Origin of the sequence: Halorhodospira halochloris (assembly GCF_002356555.2) — a bacterium.
GTDB classification, from domain to species: Bacteria; Pseudomonadota; Gammaproteobacteria; order Nitrococcales; family Halorhodospiraceae; genus Halorhodospira; species Halorhodospira halochloris.
Genome location: NZ_AP017372.2, coordinates 306,681 through 325,872, shown reverse-complemented (window position 1 = coordinate 325,872; position 19,192 = coordinate 306,681). Strand labels below are relative to the sequence as shown.

General features: G+C 58.5%; 13 protein-coding genes. 6 read left to right on the top strand and 7 right to left on the bottom strand.

Going from position 1 to position 19,192, the window contains the following annotated elements:
* Positions 1-200: 200 nt before the first annotated feature.
* The 5 genes from cbiE to djlA all read right to left on the bottom strand — a co-directional run bounded on the left by cbiE (position 201) and on the right by djlA (position 6,472).
* On the bottom strand, positions 201-1,601 hold the full coding sequence (gene cbiE, locus HH1059_RS13695; protein WP_096407469.1) for a precorrin-6y C5,15-methyltransferase (decarboxylating) subunit CbiE: 1,401 nt from the start codon (positions 1,599-1,601) through the stop codon (positions 201-203).
* 149 nt (positions 1,602-1,750) lie between these two features.
* Positions 1,751-3,139 carry a cobyrinic acid a,c-diamide synthase CobB gene (locus HH1059_RS13690; RefSeq protein WP_242469227.1) on the bottom strand — a complete coding sequence of 463 codons (1,389 nt, stop codon included), beginning with the start codon at positions 3,137-3,139 and terminating at the stop codon, positions 1,751-1,753.
* 255 nt (positions 3,140-3,394) lie between these two features.
* Positions 3,395-5,056, bottom strand: coding sequence for a M20/M25/M40 family metallo-hydrolase (locus HH1059_RS01400; protein WP_231901985.1), 1,662 nt, complete (start codon positions 5,054-5,056; stop codon positions 3,395-3,397).
* Positions 5,053-5,592 (bottom strand): macro domain-containing protein, encoded by a 540-nt coding sequence (locus HH1059_RS01395; RefSeq protein WP_096407466.1) that lies wholly within the window; start codon positions 5,590-5,592, stop codon positions 5,053-5,055. The genes HH1059_RS01400 and HH1059_RS01395 overlap by 4 nt, the downstream gene beginning before the upstream one ends.
* A gap of 61 nt (positions 5,593-5,653) precedes the next feature.
* Positions 5,654-6,472, bottom strand: a complete 819-nt coding sequence (djlA, locus tag HH1059_RS01390; protein ID WP_096407462.1) for a co-chaperone DjlA — start codon at positions 6,470-6,472, stop codon at positions 5,654-5,656.
* Positions 6,473-6,836: 364 nt separating this feature from the next.
* Here djlA and HH1059_RS01380 point away from each other — a divergent pair, with 364 nt between their 5' ends.
* From HH1059_RS01380 to HH1059_RS01370, 3 genes are all read left to right on the top strand, one after another.
* On the top strand, positions 6,837-8,291 hold the full coding sequence (locus HH1059_RS01380; RefSeq protein WP_096407457.1) for a cryptochrome/photolyase family protein: 1,455 nt from the start codon (positions 6,837-6,839) through the stop codon (positions 8,289-8,291).
* Between the two features lie 23 nt (positions 8,292-8,314).
* Complete coding sequence (locus HH1059_RS01375; protein ID WP_096407455.1) at positions 8,315-9,205, top strand: phosphoribosylaminoimidazolesuccinocarboxamide synthase; 891 nt, start codon at positions 8,315-8,317, stop codon at positions 9,203-9,205.
* A 589-nt stretch (positions 9,206-9,794) separates the two neighbouring features.
* A complete protein-coding gene (locus tag HH1059_RS01370; RefSeq protein WP_096407452.1) occupies positions 9,795-10,514 on the top strand; it encodes a Crp/Fnr family transcriptional regulator in 720 nt (239 codons plus the stop codon).
* A 132-nt stretch (positions 10,515-10,646) separates the two neighbouring features.
* Here HH1059_RS01370 and gap read toward each other — a convergent pair whose 3' ends face one another.
* Positions 10,647-11,657: a type I glyceraldehyde-3-phosphate dehydrogenase gene (gene gap, locus HH1059_RS01365; protein WP_096407449.1), complete on the bottom strand. Its 1,011-nt coding sequence runs from the start codon at positions 11,655-11,657 to the stop codon at positions 10,647-10,649.
* A gap of 233 nt (positions 11,658-11,890) precedes the next feature.
* On the opposite strand from gap, the gene metK reads away from it, so the two are divergent.
* A complete protein-coding gene (gene metK, locus HH1059_RS01360; RefSeq protein ID WP_096407447.1) occupies positions 11,891-13,054 on the top strand; it encodes a methionine adenosyltransferase in 1,164 nt (387 codons plus the stop codon).
* A 28-nt stretch (positions 13,055-13,082) separates the two neighbouring features.
* Entirely contained in the window at positions 13,083-14,105 is a 1,023-nt protein-coding gene (gene bchO / locus HH1059_RS01355; RefSeq protein ID WP_231901984.1) for an alpha/beta fold hydrolase BchO, read from the top strand.
* 291 nt (positions 14,106-14,396) lie between these two features.
* On the opposite strand, the gene HH1059_RS01350 is transcribed toward bchO, so the two are convergent.
* Positions 14,397-18,116: a S41 family peptidase gene (locus tag HH1059_RS01350; protein ID WP_231901983.1), complete on the bottom strand. Its 3,720-nt coding sequence runs from the start codon at positions 18,114-18,116 to the stop codon at positions 14,397-14,399.
* Between the two features lie 554 nt (positions 18,117-18,670).
* Between HH1059_RS01350 and HH1059_RS01345 the strand changes: the two genes are divergently transcribed.
* Positions 18,671-18,985 (top strand): hypothetical protein, encoded by a 315-nt coding sequence (locus tag HH1059_RS01345; RefSeq protein WP_096407442.1) that lies wholly within the window; start codon positions 18,671-18,673, stop codon positions 18,983-18,985.
* Positions 18,986-19,192: the final 207 nt, after the last annotated feature.

The following is a 19,192-nucleotide window of genomic DNA, read 5'->3' as shown; positions in this document are numbered from 1 at the left end:
TCCACAGGGCCCACAGAGCCTGCTATTGGTTTGCAAAAAAAGAGATGGGCCTATCCTGAAAGGAGAAATCGACACGGTGCGTGGTAGCTAGTCTCAGCTGCTAGCAGCCCAACAGATATGCTTGTAAGAGAGAGATAGGGAGAGATAGGGGACAGGCACAATAAAGAGATAGGGTACAGGCACAGACACAAAAGCTACCATCACTTTTCCGCTGCCCATTGCAATACTGTCATAGAAGGGCGGAATGCATGGAGCGAACCTACATTACCTAGTCTCTCTACCGAGAGCCTGGTGAGAGAACCACCGTAATTCTGCCAGCCTTGGTAGAGTAGCTGCTCGGTTTCAATAACAACCGCATTGGCCACCAACCTTCCCCCTGCGGGCAAAGCATCCCAGGCTGCTTTAATGACATTTATGTCGCGCAGCCCCCCTCCAAGGAAGATCGCATCAGGGGTAGGCAAATCAGGGAATGCCTTGGGCGCTAGAGACGTTCGAACATCCAATCTGGGGACACCAAAAGCTGCAGCGTTGCGGGCCGCTCGATCTGCCCGTTCCGGTTCTTGGTCGATTGCTACAGCCTGAGTAGAAGAATCGGCCAACAGCCACTCGATAGCAATTGAACCTGATCCGCAACCAACATCCCATAGCATTTGTCCGTGCTGTGGACGCAGGCTAGAAAGCGTGACGGAGCGGATTTCGCGCTTGGTTATCTGACCATCGTGCTCGAACCACTCATCGATAAGGCCAGGCACAAAAGGGATTATCCGAGCCCCGCTGTCAGCAATCACATCCAAGGCTAACAGGTTGATTTGGGCAAATGCTGGCACATCGCCATTCGCTTGTTGGTCTACAAAACCTTGTGCCTGTCCTCCTGCTGCCTCCTCTTCTGCCTCTGAGCCAGACCCATGACCCCCTCCTGCTTGCCCAACTTTCTGTGCCTGTCCCTCAGTATTCCCACTATTCAATGGGCTTTTTACCGGGCTTTGTGCCTGTCCCTCGGTTTTCTGTGCGAGGTCCGTAGCCGAATAATGGCTGATAGCTTCGCGGGGGCCGCCAAGCGCCTCTAGGACGCAAATAGTTGTGGCTCCGAATCCCCACTCAACTAGGGCATTTGCTACTCTGACAGGGGTAGAAGCATCAGCGCTGAGCACAAAGACGCCACGCCCTGGCTGCAATACGGCGCGCAAACTTTCCAGTGGGCGCCCGGAGAGTGAGATGGTAGTGCAGTCTTGCTGGGTCCAGCCGAGCCGGGCTGCGGCTAATGACACGCAGGAGGGATGGGGAATAAGGGACATCTCCTCAAGCGGGAGGTAGCGCTGCAGAGTACTGCCGACACCAAAAAAAAGCGGATCTCCTGAAGCCATCACCACCACACGCTGACCTCGCCAAGCAAGCAGCTGCGGCAGTGTTGCTGATAGCGGCGAAGACCAAATCAGGCGTTGGCCATTTATAAGACCTGCCACCAAATCCAGGTGGCGACTACCACCCACCACTAGTTCGGCATTACGGATTATACTTCGGGCAGCCGGAGATAAACCCGCCTCGCCCTCTTCACCAACGCCTATTACCGTTAGCCAATTCCCGTATTGGCCTGTTTCCATGTGTTTTTTCCTTAACTTTCACTGCTACCAAAGTGCCTTTGGACTTCATCTAGAGAGGCACTTTAGACGGATACTGCCAGAAGCTCTATGCTGCCAACAGCATGAGAAGGCTACTTGGCAATGCAACACTAACCTTACCTTTTCAGTATCTAAGTACTGAAAAAACAAGCGACTAGCTTAGGTGCAGAGGGGAAGTACCCATGAAAATATGTCGCCGTTAATGAACCCATTTTAAAAATTGGCTCTGCTGCCCCTCCGCTGCGTCTGCTTGTGTACGCAGCTGGCTGCTCCTCAGTATTGAATCGCGAATGATGGAAGGTATGACCGCGAAGCTGCTCGTCACCGGCTTGCCAATACTGCAGGCCCAATCCCACCAAGCGCTCAGCCATTTCCGCCTTTCCTGGCAACAGCCCTAGCATGGCATGCCGCGCGCCGCTCTTGTCATGTATTTCTGTAGCGCAATACATCAGGCCTCCACATTCAGCCAGGATTGGTGTGCCTGTCCCTTTGCGACTGGATCCATCTAGTGTGCCTGTCCCTCTAAAATCTCCTGTGCCTGTCCCCCTACCGCCCTTACCGCCTCTGCCGTTGCCACCCATATCTGTGCCTGTCCCCCTGCCACCCCTGCCGCGATGATGGTCGCGCAAAGATTGCAGCATGGAGCTGTTGGCGGCTAGTTCTGCTGCGTATAGTTCTGGGTAACCGCCTGGCAGCCAAATGGCATCTGCTTCGGGCACCTGAAGATCTTCTAGGGGCGAGAAATAGGCTAGTTCGGCGCCCATTGCTTCAAGCAGCTCGATGTTAGCGCGATAGATGAAGGCAAAGGCGCGATCGCGAGCAACCGCTATGCGCTTTCCGGCGAGCAGTGCCGGTGGCGGGGGCAGTGGTTCCGGGTCGGCAAAATGTACAGCCGGAGGCAATTCACCCAAACCTGCCTCAGCGAGGACATCCGCTGCTGTACCTAGTCGCTCATCCAGGTCGTGTAATTCTTCAGCCTGCACCAGACCCAGATGGCGGTCTGCGACGGCCAAGGCATCACTGCGCGGCACAGCTCCTAACCATGCTTGGCTCTGAGGTACGCTTGAGCGCAGCATTGCGGCGTGCCCTTGGCTACCAACACGGTTAGCTATTACCCCGAAAATATCGATATCGTCTCGGTGACCGGCAATCCCTGCAACTATCGCTCCGAAGGTTTCCGCCATGGCTTTGGCGTCTACTACAAGCGCTACCGGCAGGCCTAAAAGGCTTGCTAAATCGGCGCTGGAGGGCGAGCCATCGTAAAGCCCCATAGCACCCTCGACTAGAATTACGTCGGCATCTTGTGCAGCAGCAGCTACCCGGTAACGGCACTCGTCGGAACCGATCATCCAAGGGTGGAGTTGGTAAACCGGGGCTCCAGAAGCCACCTCCAGAACCATCGGATCGAGGTAGTCCGGGCCATGTTTGAATACCCGCACCCGACGACCTGCGTTTTTATGCAACCGAGCCAGTGCCGCAGTTATCAGGGACTTACCCTGACCGGATGAGGGAGCTGTCAGGAGTGCAGCAGGTACTTTCGGAATTGCTTTGCTCTCCCTTTTCGCTGTCTATTCCCGCATGACTCATGCAAGGTGCTTTCCGGGCGCCCCCTTGTATGCGCGCCATGACAAGCGCCATCTGGCATAAGCCCTCTGGCATGAGCCCGCAATCTGCGGTCCCTGATATAAGCCCCCTGGTATACGCACCCCATCTGCGCCCCCTGATATGCGCACCCTAATGTGCGCACCCAGATATACGCTCCCTTATATGCGCAACTACCTTGATTTCGCCAAACCAGCAACCACCTCACCCATGCTAGCCGTCAACCGCCGCGCCGCATCAAGATGCAGGAACTCATCCGGGCCGTGGGCATTGGACCCGGGGCCAGCCACCCCAGTGACCACATAATCGGCGCTCGGGAAGCGCTCCTGCAACCAACTCATAAACGGAATCGTACCGCCCTCGCCCATGTGAACCGGCTCTTTGCCGTAATAAGCCTGAGCTGCTCGCTCCAAGGCCGAGGTAAGCCACGCCGATGGTTGCGGGGCGGCCCAACCATTCGCAACAGCATCCACCTCGAACTCCACCCGAGCATTCGCCGGAGGTTCCACTGTGAACAACCTCTCTAGCTCCTGCGCAACGGCATGGCCATCGGCGGTCGGGGGCAACCTCAAGGCCAGCTTAGTAGCAGTGTAGGGACGCAGGACATTGCCCGCGGCCTCAACAGGCGGCAAACCTTCAGCGCCTATCACCTCAACCGCGGCTCGCCAGCTGCGATCAAGGATCCGCTCGGCGGGATCATCAGACTGCGCCTCGACGCCTTCCAGGAAAGGGAAGCGGTCCTTGGTAATCTCGCCTAACACCTCCCCGGCATGCACCGCTTGCTGCCGACGCAGCTCAGGGATCGCAACATTGCAATGCTGAGGTAATATCTTGCCGCTCTGCTCATCCTCCAAACGCGAAATCAATGCGCGCAAGACCCGGAAACTTGATGGCACAACGCCACCGGCATCCCCGGAGTGGACACCTTCACCGAGCACATCAACCCGCAAGGTTCCACTGACCATGCCGCGCAGAGAGGTCGTACACCAAAGTCGATCGTAGGTACCGCAACCAGCATCGGGGCAAATCACCAAATCGGGCTGGCCGATGCGCTCACTCAACTCATCCAGGTAAGCGAGCAGATCAAAGCTGCCGCTCTCCTCACAAGTTTCGATGACCAAGACACAGCGTGAGTGTGCCTGTCCCTCTTCACGCAGCGCGGCGATAGCGATTACTGCCGAAAAGAGTGAGTAGCCGTCATCGACGGCGCCGCGCCCGTAGAGCTTGCCGTCGCGGACAACCGGCTGCCAGGGGTCAAGGCCTGGCGACCAGCCGGTATTCTCTGGCTGCTTGTCGAAGTGGCCGTAGATAAGGGCTGTGGGAGCGGCTTCGCCGGCTGTTGCGGCGCCGGTGGTTGAGGCGCCTGCAGTTGCGGCCCCGGCAGTTGCGGCGCCGGCAGTTGCGGCGCCGGCAGTTGCGGCGCCGGCAGTTGCGGCGCCGGCAGTTGAGGCGCCGGCAGTTGAGGCCCCGGCAGGTGCCTCGCCAACTTCAGAGGCGCCGCCCTTTGTTGCACCGCTAGCAACAGCTGTCTCAGCACCTGCTGAGCCAGTCGCCGCAGTCTCGCCGGCCGTCGCCCCGCCTCCCGTTGCCGGCACATCGACGAACAACAGCGGGGTACGCCCTGGCAAGCGGACTATCTCGGCTTGAGCGTCGGGCAAGTGGGTCAAGCAGAACTGCTTGCCGAGCTCCAGAGCTGCATCGAGATGGCCGTTTTCCTGCCATTTAGCATCGAAATGGGGAGATCTGGCCGGGATCTCGACAAAGGATTTGAGAGCCGGCAGGGCGTACTCATCCCAGAGCTGCTCCACACGCTGCAAGTCAAGGGCTACACTCACGTCTCCTCCACCAGTTCTGCCATAACCCGCTCATGTGCCTGCAAAGCCCGGTCGTTGGGCAACACAAAGCGGGCCAACTTCACATGCTGGAGACTGCCCGCCTCCTTCACCAGGGTCTCCAAAGCTATCCGCGCCGCCTGGACCATAGGAAAGCAGAACGCCCCGGTGGAGATCGCCGGGAAGGCGATCGAGCTGAGCTGATGCTCTTCGGCCAAGCGCAGTGAGTTACGGTAACAATCGGCGAGCAACTCATCCGACGGCTCGTCCACCCCGAATACCGGCCCGAGGCAGTGAATGACATAGCGGTTGGGCAATTGGAACGCATCGGTGATAACCGCTTCGCCCGGCTCGATGGGGGCAAGGGGCCGACAAGCCTGCTCCAGCTCTGGCCCAGCGCCATCATGGATGGCACCAGCCACCCCACCGCCTGGGCGCAGCTCAGGATTGGCCGCGTTGACAACCGCATCACAGTCATCCTGAGCGGCAATATCAGCGATTTGCAGCTCTATGGAAAGCCCCGCAAATTCTTCTTGCATCACTTCCTCCGCGTTCTAGTCCAGATCAAATGCCACGCCTCTTGCAAGCTCAATTTCACGATCAACTGCCGCGCACCTCGCGAATTGCCTCGTATGCGGCGCGGATCTGCCTGGTTCTTTCGCTGGCCTCTTCAATCTCTTGTTCGGAATGGCCGTTACCGACCATACGATCAGGGTGACTCTTGCTTATTGCCCGCCGGTAGGCCTTACGCACCTGTTCTGAGGAGGCGTTGCGACTGACTCCAAGTAGCTTATAGGCGTGGTCTATGGTCGGCCGCACGGTGCGGTTCAATTTGCCACGGCGCATACCATCCAGACGGGCATCGAGGTCTACCCCAGAAACCCCGACATGGCGCCATATCCAGCGCAGCAGCTTCTCTCTGCCAGCATCGGGCAGACCGTCAGCGGCTGCAACGCGCAGCTGGAAGTCGAGGAATCGAGCCAACTCCTCCGGCCGCCGCCTGCCGACAGTGCGCAACATTAACAGGATCCAGCGCAGCGGTGCTCCTGGATCCTTGCCGCGGTTAAAAACTGTGATGGCCCGCTTGCGCCCCAGCTCATCAAGCGGCAGTTCGTTGAGTACACGCCGTGCGGCGGAGATCTCGGCCTCGCTAACCCGGCCATCATGCTTGGCCACATACCCCATGACCATGGCAGTGGTACCAATGAAGACGCGTTGGTCAAAGCCTAGGCCGCACCTGCTCCACACCAGACCGACCACCTGAGTGACGCGCACCCAGACATCGACCCCGTATCCAGCCAGAAAGCCAAGCACAATCCCGAGCCAGAGGGCTATACCCAATGGCCCGGCAGCCAACCCTCCAGCCAGGGCTCCCAGTATTCTGCCTAACCAATTTTGAATAATTCGGTACAGCTGCATGCACCGCAGTCCTGAAGCAACTCCTGGTCAACTGCTAATCATACCCGACTCTTGCCCCAAGGCGCAGCCCACCATTGTAAGATTCTTGTTACCATGGCGCGATTGAGGCTAAAAAGCCCACTGTAAGAGGCCTATGCAACTCCCCCGGAGCCATTTGGCTGCCCCGGTGTGGAGGTCTTGGCGCCAGAGATGGCGCCATGAAGCCTCCAGGGATGGATTCACGGCGTCCTCCGCACCGGGGCGGATGGTGGCGCCGGCGAAGTTTTCGAGGTTACCTATAGAAGGCCTCCCGAGGACATATATCGAGGACATATATACCGCCCCCTCGACTACGCACAAAGCAGCCCCATAGAAAGAACAAACCATGCCACAAACCGCAATTATCTGGCTCAGGCGCGATTTGCGCCTGCAGGACCAGCCGGCCTTTGCCGCTGCCACTAAAATCGCCGACTACGTCCTGCCGCTCTACATCCATGCCCCGCATGAAGAGCGCCCGCAAGCCGGCGCGGCCAGCCGCTGGTGGCTGCACCACAGCCTCAGCTCACTGCGTCAAGAGCTGCGCGAAAGGGGCAGTGACCTCTTCCTCGACAGCGGCAGCAGTACCTCGACCTTGATGCGCTGGGCGCAGGCCAATTCTGCCTCCCTCGTGCTCTGCACCGCCATTTCTGAACCGTGGGCGGAGGAGCGCGACAACAAGACCGCCGCAGAGCTTGCGCAAGCCGGGATAGAGCTGCGCATAACGGCTGACGGCCTATTAACCGACCCGCATGCTATCCGTAATCGCTCAAACACACCTTATAGGGCCTTCACACCCTTCTGGCGACAAGTTCGCGGACAACTTAACCCACCGCAGGCAAAACCGGCCCCGACCTCGCTGCCGCCACCGCCCGGACATGCCCACAATAGCTCAGCCGAACTCGAGCAACTCAACCTGCTGGATCGAGTCCGCTGGTACGACAAATTCGCCGATTACTGGCAGCCGGGCAGTACAGCGGCCAGCCACAGACTAGCCCGCTTAAGCCCTGAATTCTTCGCTGCCTACCCTGATGAGCGCGACTTTCCCGCCCAGCCCGGCACATCGCTGCTCTCGCCCCATATACACTTCGGCGAGCTGAGCATTCGCGAGGTATGGCATCAGGCTGCGCACTCTCAGCCCGAAAACCACTCTGGGCCTGCAAACCACTCCGGCGTCGAGACCTACCTCGCTGAACTGGGTTGGCGCGAATTCGCCTATCACCTCTTGACCCAGCAACCAAACCTACATTCCTACCCGGTGGATCGGCGCTTTGCTGCCATGCCCTGGCGCGACGATCCGGACAATTCACTCTACAGCGCCTGGCACCTTGGCCAAACCGGCATCCCCTTGGTTGATGCAGGCATGAAGGAACTCTGGGCCACCGGCTGGATGCACAATCGGGTGCGCATGGTAGTGGGCTCATTCCTGGTCAAAAACCTGCGCCTGCCCTGGCAATTAGGCGAAGAGTACTTTCGCGATACACTGGTAGACTGGGACTTGGCCTCTAATAGCATGGGCTGGCAGTGGGTCGCCGGCTGTGGAGCGGATGCTGCGCCATATTTTCGCATCTTTAACCCGGTTCGCCAGGGCGAGCGGTTCGACCCCGAGGGCGAATATGTGCGGCGCTGGCTGCCCCAGCTCGGTGCGCTAAACAAAAAACAGATCCACCAACCATGGACAGCGCCAGCAGCCACCTTGGACAGCGCAGGCATAAGGCTAGGCAAGGACTACCCGTGGCCGATCACCGATCTACAGAGCAGTCGCCGCGAGGCACTGGAGGCCTTTCAAAGCATTAAAGGGTAAAACCTAAAGAAATGAGATCCGCAATGCAAAATAACAACGCCTTATATTCATCCACCCTAACCAGCCTTGAGCTGCTTCACAGCGGTAAGGTGCGAGATATCTACGCGATTGACGAAGATCGCCTGATGATTGTCGCAACCGATCGGCTATCGGCCTTTGATGTCATCCTCCCCGACCCGATCCCCGGCAAAGGAGCAGTGCTTACCAGACTCTCCAACTTCTGGTTTCGCCACACCGCAGGCATAGCGGACAACCACCTGCTCGATGATGACCCACACGAGTTTCTTACCCCCCAAGAGAGCGAACTGCTCGGGGACCGGGCGGTTGTCGTCAAACGTCTGCGCCCGCTGCCGGTGGAGGCGATCGTCAGAGGTTACCTGGCCGGTTCCGGCTGGCAATCCTACCAGCAAGATGGCACCGTCTCGGGGGTAGCCTTACCCGCTGGTCTACAGCAATCCCAGCGCCTGCCGCAACCTATCTTCACGCCGAGCACCAAGGCTCAGCTCGGCGAGCACGACGAGGCGATCTCTTTCGCCCAAACTGCGGAACTTATCGGCGAAGAGCTAGCTGAGCAGATCCGCACCATATCCCTGCGCGTTTATGAGCATGCGTGCATTCACGCTGAGAAATGTGGTCTGATCATCGCCGATACCAAACTCGAATTCGGCCTCGGCGAGGACGGCCAGCCGGTAATCATAGATGAGTTGCTCACGCCCGACTCGTCACGCTTTTGGCCTGCAGATGCCTGGCAACCCGGCACCACTCCACCGGCCTTTGATAAGCAGTTCATCCGCGACCATTTAGAGACCTTGGGGTGGAACAAAGAGCCGCCTGCCCCCAGTCTAAGCGCTGATGTAATCGCCAAAACCGCGGAGAAATACAGTGAAGCCGAACGCCGCCTGGTGGTTAGTTAACCGTTCCTAAACTATGGACATCTATTCCATAGACGCTGAGCGAACAGTGTTCCCAACGATTCGCGTGACGGGTTCTCACCGTCACGCAACCGATTGGTCACACGCCGCGCCGTGGCCCCCGGCTATGTCAACGGGTGGCAACTATAGGCTCAGCAGCTCAAACCCCTTGGGGATAATCCTCGGGGGTGATCCGCTTGGTTGATCAACCGGGCAAAACCTAGTCGTGCACCGGGCGCTTCTCGAGACCAACTCACGCGGGTGCTGCTCAATAACTGATCATCTGCAAGGGTGCCTCTAAAACTTCGCCGGCGCCACCATCCGCCCCGGTGTGGAGGTCTTGGCGCCAGGGATGGCGCCATGAAGCCTCCAGGGATGGATTCACGGCGTCCTCCACACCGGGGCGGATGGTGGCGCCGGCGAAGTTTTAGAGGTTCCCGCAAGGGGGCCTGCCTCAGGACCAAGCAGGGCGGAGCCTAACAGCCAGCGTTCGCATTTGATTAAGCGCATTTGCTTGATCCATATCAAGCATGGTTCAATAAGAAAAAAATAGTTATCACTATAGCGGCCAGGCACATGGGGGCAGGGAGAAATGGAGCCAAACGATTGTCGCAACTGTGAAATACGCTCGCTCGCCCTATTCGGGGAGATCAGCTCTGAGGGCGTGGATCAGTTTGCTGAACAAACCTACCAGGTCCAGTATCCAGCTGGGGCTACTATCTACGAGCAGGGGGATAAGCCTGAGGCTGCCTTCACACTGCGCGAAGGCATAATAAAACTTGTCCGCAACTCCGGCACTGACCGCAGCCAGATCGTAAGACTGCTGGTCAAGGGTGATCTCATGGGGATCGAGGGGATCTTTGAGGAGCCGTATCGCCAGAGCGCTATCGCACTCACCCCGGTAAGAGTCTGCTACTTACCGCTGCCTATGCTCGACAGGATGCGCACCGAGGAACCGCGCTTTACCGAGGCACTACTCGGGCGCTGGCGCAGGGCACTCAACGAGGTGGAGGAGCTGGCCGTAGAGTTGGGCACTCGCAAGGCCGAAGAGCGCGTCGCGGCTTTCCTCCTGCACTGGCAGGAGAAGGCGGAACATGATGATGATAACTGGATGCCCTTCCCTCTTTCGCGCACCGAGCTTGGACAGATGCTGGGGCTGAGAGTAGAGACAGTAAGCCGCGTGCTAGCTCGCTGGAAACGCGAAGGCATATTCGAGGAGCGGAGCAGCCGCCTGCGCTTGCTCGAACCCGACTGTCTCGATCAACTACTAGCGCAAGGCACTGAGACAGCAACTGCTGCGCATCGCGAATAGTGATGCGTCGCAGTTCCACTACTCTGGAAATGGCTCCGGGGTGGTTTTTAGAGGTGCCCTCAAGGCAAAGCCCCCGTCCTGAAAACAGAACGGGGGCTTGCCGATCGGCCAATAAAAATTGGCCGATAAATATTAGGCCCGCATCATGGCTACCGTGGTATCGAGCATCCGGTTAGAGAAGCCCCACTCGTTGTCATACCAGGCACAGGCCTTGATCAGGCGGCTGCCCATGGCACGGGTAAGGGTGGCATCGAAGACACTGGAGGCCGGATTGTGGTTAAAATCAATAGATACCAGCGGATCCTCGTTATAAGCCAACACACCCGAGAGTTCTCCACCGGCAGCAGCCTTAACAACCTGATTTACCTCATCAACACTAGTATCGCGCGAGGCCGTGAAGGTTAAGTCAACCAGCGATACGTTGATGGTCGGTACCCGAATAGCAAAACCGTCGAGCTTACCGTTGAGCTCCGGAAGAACCAGCCCTACAGCAGCCGCGGCACCGGTCTTGGTGGGGATCTGCGAGTGGGTAGCGCTACGCGCACGACGCAGGTCGGAGTGGTAGACGTCGGTCAACACCTGATCGTTGGTATAGGCGTGAATAGTGGTCATAAGACCCTGCTCAACACCTATCTTATCTTGAATCGCCTTGACCATCGGGGCTAGGCAGTTGGTAGTGCAGGAGGCGTTGGAGATAACCTCATGGCCTGAGGTCAGGACGCCCTGGTTGACGCCGTAGACTACAGTGCCGTCGACATCCTTACCCCCAGGGGCGGAGATGAGGACCTTCTTGGCCCCGGCCTGGATGTGGGCGCCAGCCTTCTCCTTGGAGGTAAACAGGCCGGTGCACTCCATCACCACATCCACGCCCAGATCGCCCCAGGGCAGATCGGCAGGGTTACGCTCGGCACAGACCTTAATCCGGTCACCGTTGACTACCAGATCGCCACCTTCGACCTTAACATCTCCGGGGAAACGGCCATGGGCGGTATCGTAGCGGGTCAGGTGGGCATTGGTCTCGGCATCACCAAGATCATTGATCGCTACTATCCGGATCTCGTCATTACGCCCCGACTCATATAGGGCCCGCAACACATTACGGCCGATGCGCCCGTACCCATTGATAGCTACGTTAATAGTCATGAATTAGAATCCTCCTTATGGTTATTTGTACCGGCCTGCAGCCGTTCATTCGCTTAGTCAAGATGTCAAGCCAACACAACATTAAGCTTGGTAGCATAGCAACTACATCTTTATCCGCGGCAGTGTAACCGATCGTAGCCGCTTGCGGGCAAAGAGTTTATCAAGATTAAGGATTCAAGCTATTAGCTGATTCGATCATAGAGCTTAACCAATCATAACCCAGAGGAGCCGACATGGACGAGCACTACTTGTTTACTTCGGAGTCCGTCTCCCAGGCTCACCCCGATAAGATCGCCGATCAAATCTCCGATACCATCCTCGACGCCGTACTCGAGGCCGACCCGCACGGCAGAGTCGCCTGCGAAACCGCGGTAAAGACCGGCATGGTACTCCTCTTTGGTGAGTTAACCACCGCTGCCGAGGTCGATTTTGAGACCCTGGTTCGTGACAAGGTCTGCGAGCTTGGCTACAACCACTCGCAACTCGGCTTCGATGGCAACACCTGCGCCGTTATCAACGCCCTCGGCCAACAATCACCCGACATAGCGCTAGGGGTTGATCGGACCGATCCCGAGCAGCAAGGGGCCGGCGATCAGGGCCTGATGTTCGGCTATGCCACCGATGAGACTGAGACATTGATGCCTGCCCCGATCCAGTATGCCCATCGGTTGATGCAGCGCCACAGCCAGTTGCTGCAGGAGACCACGCTGCAGTGGTTACGCCCCGACGCCAAGGCCCAGGTAACCTTCAGCTACGCCGACGGCCAACCGCAGGCCATTGATACCGTGGTACTCTCCACCCAGCACGCCGCCGACGTAGATCTGGAGACGGTGCGCGAGGCGGTTATCGAGCAGATCGTCAAACCGGTCTTACCGCAGCAGTGGCTCAGCGCCGAGACCCGCTTCCTGATCAACCCCACCGGGCGTTTCGTGGTCGGCGGCCCGCTGGGCGACGCCGGACTAACCGGCCGTAAAGTGGTCGTCGACACCTATGGTGGCGTGGCGCGGGTCGGCGGTGGCTGCTTCTCGGGCAAAGACCCCTCCAAGGTCGACCGCTCGGCGGCATACGCCTGCCGTTATGTCGCCAAGAACATCGTTGCTGCCGGGCTAGCGCGGCGCTGCGAGGTTCAGCTTTCCTACGCCATTGGCATCGCTGAACCGGTCTCGATAAACGTAGAAACCTTTGGCACCGGCAAGCTACCCCGCGCCAAACTGGTTGAGTTGGTCCGCAATCACTTCGATTTGCGCCCCTACGGCATAATCCGCTCCCTTGACCTGCTGCGGCCTATCTACGCCAAGACCGCCGCCCACGGCCACTTTGGCCGCGAAGAGACAGGATTCACTTGGGAGAGGACTGATATGGCCCAAACGCTGGCAGATAGCGCAGCCAACATTTGATATGTCGATAAAAAGATTTTTTATGCGCATGCCGACGCCAATTCTCGTCGGCTTGCTCATCGTCATCATACTCCTGGGGGCCAGCGTGGCGTGCAGCTTAGGCAGCGGCGGTCAGGAGCAAGCAGCTGAGACGAGCGCAGATGGCGAGAATGCTGATCCGCCCCGCTTTCCGCGCTGGGATGTTGAGGGCCGCGACTGGCCGGGACGCGAGTCAAGCCGGTTTGTGGAGATAAACGGCATCAACTGGCACTACCAGGTATACGGCGACGGACCGGTGCTCCTGCTTGTCCACGGCACCGCTGCGGCCAGCCACTCCTGGCACCCCCTGATAGCGGAACTTGCCGAACACTTCACAGTGATTAACCTCGATCTACCCGGCCACGGCTTCACCTCCAGGCCCGATGCGGAGAGGTTTGTCATGACCGAAATGGCCGCCGATCTTGGCGATCTTCTCGATCACATCGGCTATCAGCCCGAGCTTGTTGTTGGCCACTCGGCAGGGGCTGCCCTGTTAGCACGGATGGTTGTCGATGGGCACATCTCCCCGCAGGCACTGATCAGCATCAACGGCTCCTTTATCCGCCGCCAGGGGCCGATTGGTAGATTCTTCGCCCCGGTCGGCCGCTGGATCTTCGAAAGCGACCGGGCGGCAAACTTCTTCGCCGGGCGCGTCGAAGATCAGCAAACAGTCGCAGACGCCCTTGAGCGGATGGGCACCAACCTCGATGAGCGGCAGGTGGAGCTCTATACGCGTCTGGTTAGAACACCGGGACACATCGGCTCGGCGCTGCGCATGATGGCCCGCTGGCAGCTCTACGAACTCGAGCCGCACTTATCTAAACTTGATTTGCCGGTAGTGCTGGTGGCAGGCGAGGAGGACGGTCTGGTCGATCCAGACGAGGCCGTCGATGTTGCCAACCGGATGCCGCGGGCGAGCGTAATACGGCTTGATGGGCTAGGCCATTTTGCCCATGAGGAGGACCCCGCCCGAACCCTAGAGATCATTTTCAATATTGCTGACGCTAAACTCCAGGAGAGTTTTGCCAGGTAGCGCCCAAACGCGTCAGTAAGCGCACATATTGGGACACCGTAAGTCGGTCTCTGGAGTAGCCTCTAACACTCCCCTCGAGCCACAACCGGCTACCCCGGTGTGGAGGTCTTGGCGCCAGGGATGGCGCCATGAAGCCTCCAGGGATGGATTCACGGCGTCCTCCACACCGGGGTAGCCGGTTGTGGCTCGAGGGGAGTGTTAGAGGCGCCCCTGGAGGCTTTACGGTCCCATACTTGCGGCCGAGGACGCGTTTGGGTGCTATCTGGTAATACTCTCCTGAGGTTTAGAAAGTCAGGAATCTAACCGCTCAAGCAGATCCTCCACCGCCTTCTCCAGCTGCCTGTCACGACCGGCCACTTCATCCTCGGGACGCTGCTCTATGTGGATATCGGGCTGGGCCCCATTATGCTCCATATCCGTGCCATCAGGCAGATACCAGCCCCGGAACGGACGCCGCACCGTGGCCCCGTCGATCAAGGTGCGGCTGCCGGTGGAGATTACCCCGCCATATGTCTGCTCACCGACTAGGGTGCCTCTATTCAAGGTGCGAAAGGCGTGGGCGAGGATCTCCGCATTCGAATAGCTCTTCTCATTGGCCAGCATATTTGCCGGGGCCGTATAGCGTGGCGCATCAAGCCGATCCTGGGGGTAGTGGCCGGTCTCATTCTCATCGGCACCTGCCGGGAGAGTAAAGGCATGGACCGGCGACATCAGCGAGGTGAGGATCCGATCAGTGGTATGGCCGCCGCCGTTGTTGCGCACATCGATGATGAGCCCTTCCTTACCGTGCGCGGCGGCATAAAGATCGGCCTGGAACCGCTCTAGCGAGACGTGGTTCATCGCCTGGATATGCACGTAGCCCAAGCGCCCCTCGGAGAGTTCGGCAACCTTATTCCGGCTGCGCCGCTTAAAGTCGTCGTATTTCAGGCGCGCTAGCTCACTGAAACTGATCGGTGTGATCAGCGCCTGACGCTCAACATTGGGGCCATCGTCAGGACGGCGGAAGGTTATCAACAGCTCTTTACCGACCCGCCCGCGTAACACCTGCAACAGCGACTCATCGCCAGCAAAACGCTGTTGCTCAACCGCGGTAATCACATCCCCCGGGCGCAGGGGCATCGGCTCCTCAGCCGCCGGCCCCTCGGGGACCAGGCTCAGGACACGATAGCCGCTAACGCCATCAGCCAACTCGACGCGCTCATGCTCAATCCCCAGTCGGCCGGATGGCTCGCGGCGCTGGATATAGTCACCGGGGTTGTTGACCCCCATGTGCGAGGCAGCAAGCTCACCCATGAGCTGATTGGCGATATCACTGAACTCACTGGGGGTTCGGGCCCGTTCGATCAGGCTTTCGTAATCGGCGACCAACCCTTGCCAGTCGAGCCCCTTCATGTCCGGCCGATAGAAGCCCTCCTCGATTACCCGCGCCGCCTCGTGGAACTTTTGCAGTGACTGCTCGCGAAGATCAATGCGCAGCCGGTCAGAGATATCCGGTCGCTCGTGCTTTGCGTTGTCGAGTTTGACCACCCCGGCACGGCCACCCGAGACATAAACCAGCCGATCCCCGGTCAAGCTCAGCTGCTGCACACTGGCCACGCCACCCAGGCGCTTACTCTCGCTACCGTCCCAACTGCGCAGCATCAAGCCCTCACCGGAGCGGTTGAAGGTATAGCGATCGCCGCCGGGGGTTATCTCTAATGCATACTCGTTGACCGGGGTTGCGGTCACCCGCTCGACCCGCCGCCAGGCGTTTTCCAAATCAAGTTCAGCAGGCTGTTCCTCAAGCTCTTCGAGCTTGGCGGCGCGCTCGTCAAGATCTACGGGTAGCGGCTCAAGCTGCCCGGCGGCACGGCGTGAGTCGCGATAATAGCGGGTAATATCGCGTGGCGAGTAACGCTCTAGTCCACGATCAAGATAGACCCGGTAGATGTCGTAGGTCTCGTTGGAGCGATTGGAGATAAAGGCGAGCTTGCGCCCATCCTGCGACCAGCGCGGGTTCAAGTCGTTGCGCGGATGACGGGTTATGTTGACCGGTTCATGTGAGCCGTCGACAGGAACGACGAAGATATTCGCGGCGAAGTTCAAGTCGTTCTGCGAGTAGGCGATATAGCGACTATCCGGCGACCAGCGCCACTCAATCGAACTATCCCAACCAGGTACCAGCTTCTCGATCTCTCCGCTGCTGAGATCCTTGATCTTCAGATCGCCCCGGCCGCGTCGAAAGGCTAGATAATTGCCATCCGGTGAGGGGCTCGCCTGACGATCAGAGGACTGCTCATCGGCGATCAGCGGGCTGACCACAAACTGCACCGCTTCGTGCCAACGCTCTGGATCGAGCAGGCCTTCGACATCCGCATCCTCTGCTACCTCATCGGTCAGCTCATCCTCGGGGACGGTATCCGGATCAGCCACAGGCTCGCTCGGCTCAGGCTCCACCGGGTCGGGTTGCGGGTCGAGCGGATCCGGCCCCATTGGGTCAGGATCGGCTGGGTCGGGGTCCGGTTGTGGGTCGATTGGGTCAGGCGGCTCATGCGGGCCGAACGGGTCTTCATCGACACCACTGGCGCCACTATCATTTTCTGCATCAGCCGGCCGTTGGTCTTCTTGGCGCGGTTGCCGCTCAGGCTGTTGCCGTTCAGGCTCATCTGGGCGTTGCTGATCCGCCTCCTCTTCTGCTATAGGTGCGCGTGTTGCGGGTAGCTCATCGATTGCCGCTGTGGGCAACTCATAGCCAGGTTGCTGATAGGCCTGCTCGATTTCATCCCGGGTAAGCAGGACCCGGGCCGCATATATCGACTCGCTGCCATCGGCATCACTGGTGAAGTAGAGGGTGAGGCCATCCGGGGACCAAGCCAAGTCCTTATGTCGAGCATGGTTTGGCGGCGACACCCGCCGGGTCGGACTGTGCTCATCCAGATTGCGGACATAGACCCGCCCGTAGGCGATATAGGCCATGACTTGGCCATCCGGGCTGAGTGCCGCTTCGGTAACATCACGGTCGATGCGGCGCAGCTCATGCTTGTCGCGGCCTACTTCACCGGCGCGCAGCGATAACTTGACTGGCTCGGCCTCGGGGTCGGCAAGATCGAGCGTATATAGGCTATCCCATACTTGGAGGACCGCCTTCTCTGCGTCGGGTGCGACATCAAAGTAGCGCACATCGCGTTCATCAAAGGGGGTCAGGCGCTCGGCTTGGGCGGCGCTGATTGGCTCACAGGGTTCATCTGCGCTGTCCTGCTGTGAGTCGCAGGAGCCATTCTCAGTCAATGCAACGCGATAGAGATTCACCGTGCGATCTTCGCGGTCGGACATGAAAATAAGCGTTTCGTCATCCAACCAGCGGGCTCGACCATCGTCACCATCGCGACTGGTTATGGCGCTAAACTGTTCGCTGGCAAAGTCATAGACCCAGATGTTGCGCGCCTCCGGGCCCTGATAGTGGCGCCTGTTCCAGCCGTGATAGTAGCCGCCGCGGGTAAAGACAACACGCTCACCATTCGGCGACAGCCGCGGCTCGGAGCCGAAGGCCTCCAGCAGACGCGAGTGCTCACCGCCCTGGGGTGAGAGCGAATAGGGGCGCTGTTCGCGATAGACATCCCCTTCGAGGTAACTGGAGAAGGTGATAACCGGCTCACCATCACTATCTTCACTGTAATCCGGAGAGCGGATAAACCGATCGCTATAAGTCAGTTGGCTCAGCTCGCTGCCATCGCGACGCATCCGGTAGAGGTTGAGATAGCCATCACGCATGGAGTTGAAGACGAGCCACTGGCCATTCCCGCTCCATGATGAGTATAGATCATCAAACTGATGCGCGGTCAGGCGGGTTGCCTCGCCGCCGTCACTGCCAACCCGCCACAGATCGCCGCCCCAGCTAAAGACGATCTCTTCGCCATCGGGACTCAGCGAAGGAAACCGTGGCAGCTCTACGGCCTCGCGCTCGGCCGCCGTCAGGACGGTGAAACAGCCCATGGCCACTATGCAGATCAGGCAAAATAATTTTCGCAGCAAGGCCTTGCTCCTAGTCTCTAGTTACCTTCGAGGAGTCTTTGACCGCAATTCTCGCATCTAGTGAGGATCGAAAGGGACCCTTTTGAGGTTACCTGAGGTAATATCTCAAGGAGGGCCTTTGATGGGGGGTGTAGGCTGGTCTTGGGGTGATCTCTCGAAGTCCCGCTAACGCCGCACCGCAGAAGCAATTGCGTCGCTTACAAACGTCATACTGAACCTCGTGTCGCTCACAAACTACATATATAATCCTTTACTCTCAGGTGCTTACCAGTCAGGCCTATATTGGTGTCGCCCAGACCCAACACTTACTAAGGCTGTCCTCTGCGGCAAATCATTTGTTATTGCCAGATAAAATCTCTATCTGCCTGATATTACTGGGATTAACTTAGATGGCGATTGTTTTGGCATGGGTAATGCAAAGCCCTAGATAGTGATCAGCATAGTTGGCTCAATTTCATCGCCGAACTTCTGATGATGACTCATAAAACTACTCTTTGAGCAGTTACTGACTGAATCACTTGATAAATCCTTAGCTCCTAACAGGAGGTGATAGCATGCAAAACAAGACTTTCCTCGCAACTCTACTGGCCTCAGCCTTTGCCCTAGCATCCACTTCTGCCCTGGCATTCGATGCCGCAGAGGGCGAGGATGCCGGTGATCCGTGGGCCGAGCCTGCCGGAGAAGAGATGGAGCAAGACGAAGGTGAGGCCGCACAGGATCCGTGGGGTCAGCCGGAAGAAGAGGCCGCAGAGGATCCATGGGGCCAGCCGGAAGGTGAGGCAGCCGACCCGTTCGGCGAACCCGCCGAGGAAGGTGATACCGAAGGAGGTGAAGACCTTGATGACTTTGAGGGTGGTCAGCAGTGGTAAGCGCCTTCTAGCTTAACCCTCGATGTGTAAATTGGGCTCTCTCGGAAGGCTCAACTCAGGAAGAGTTGAGCCTTCCTCTTTTAGGAACCCCCTAAACTCCCATTGATCCAATTGGTAGGCGCCTCTTAAAACTCCCCCGGAGCCATTTAGCTACCCCGGTGTGGAGGTCTTGGCGCCAGGGATGGCGCCATGAAGCCTCCAGGGATG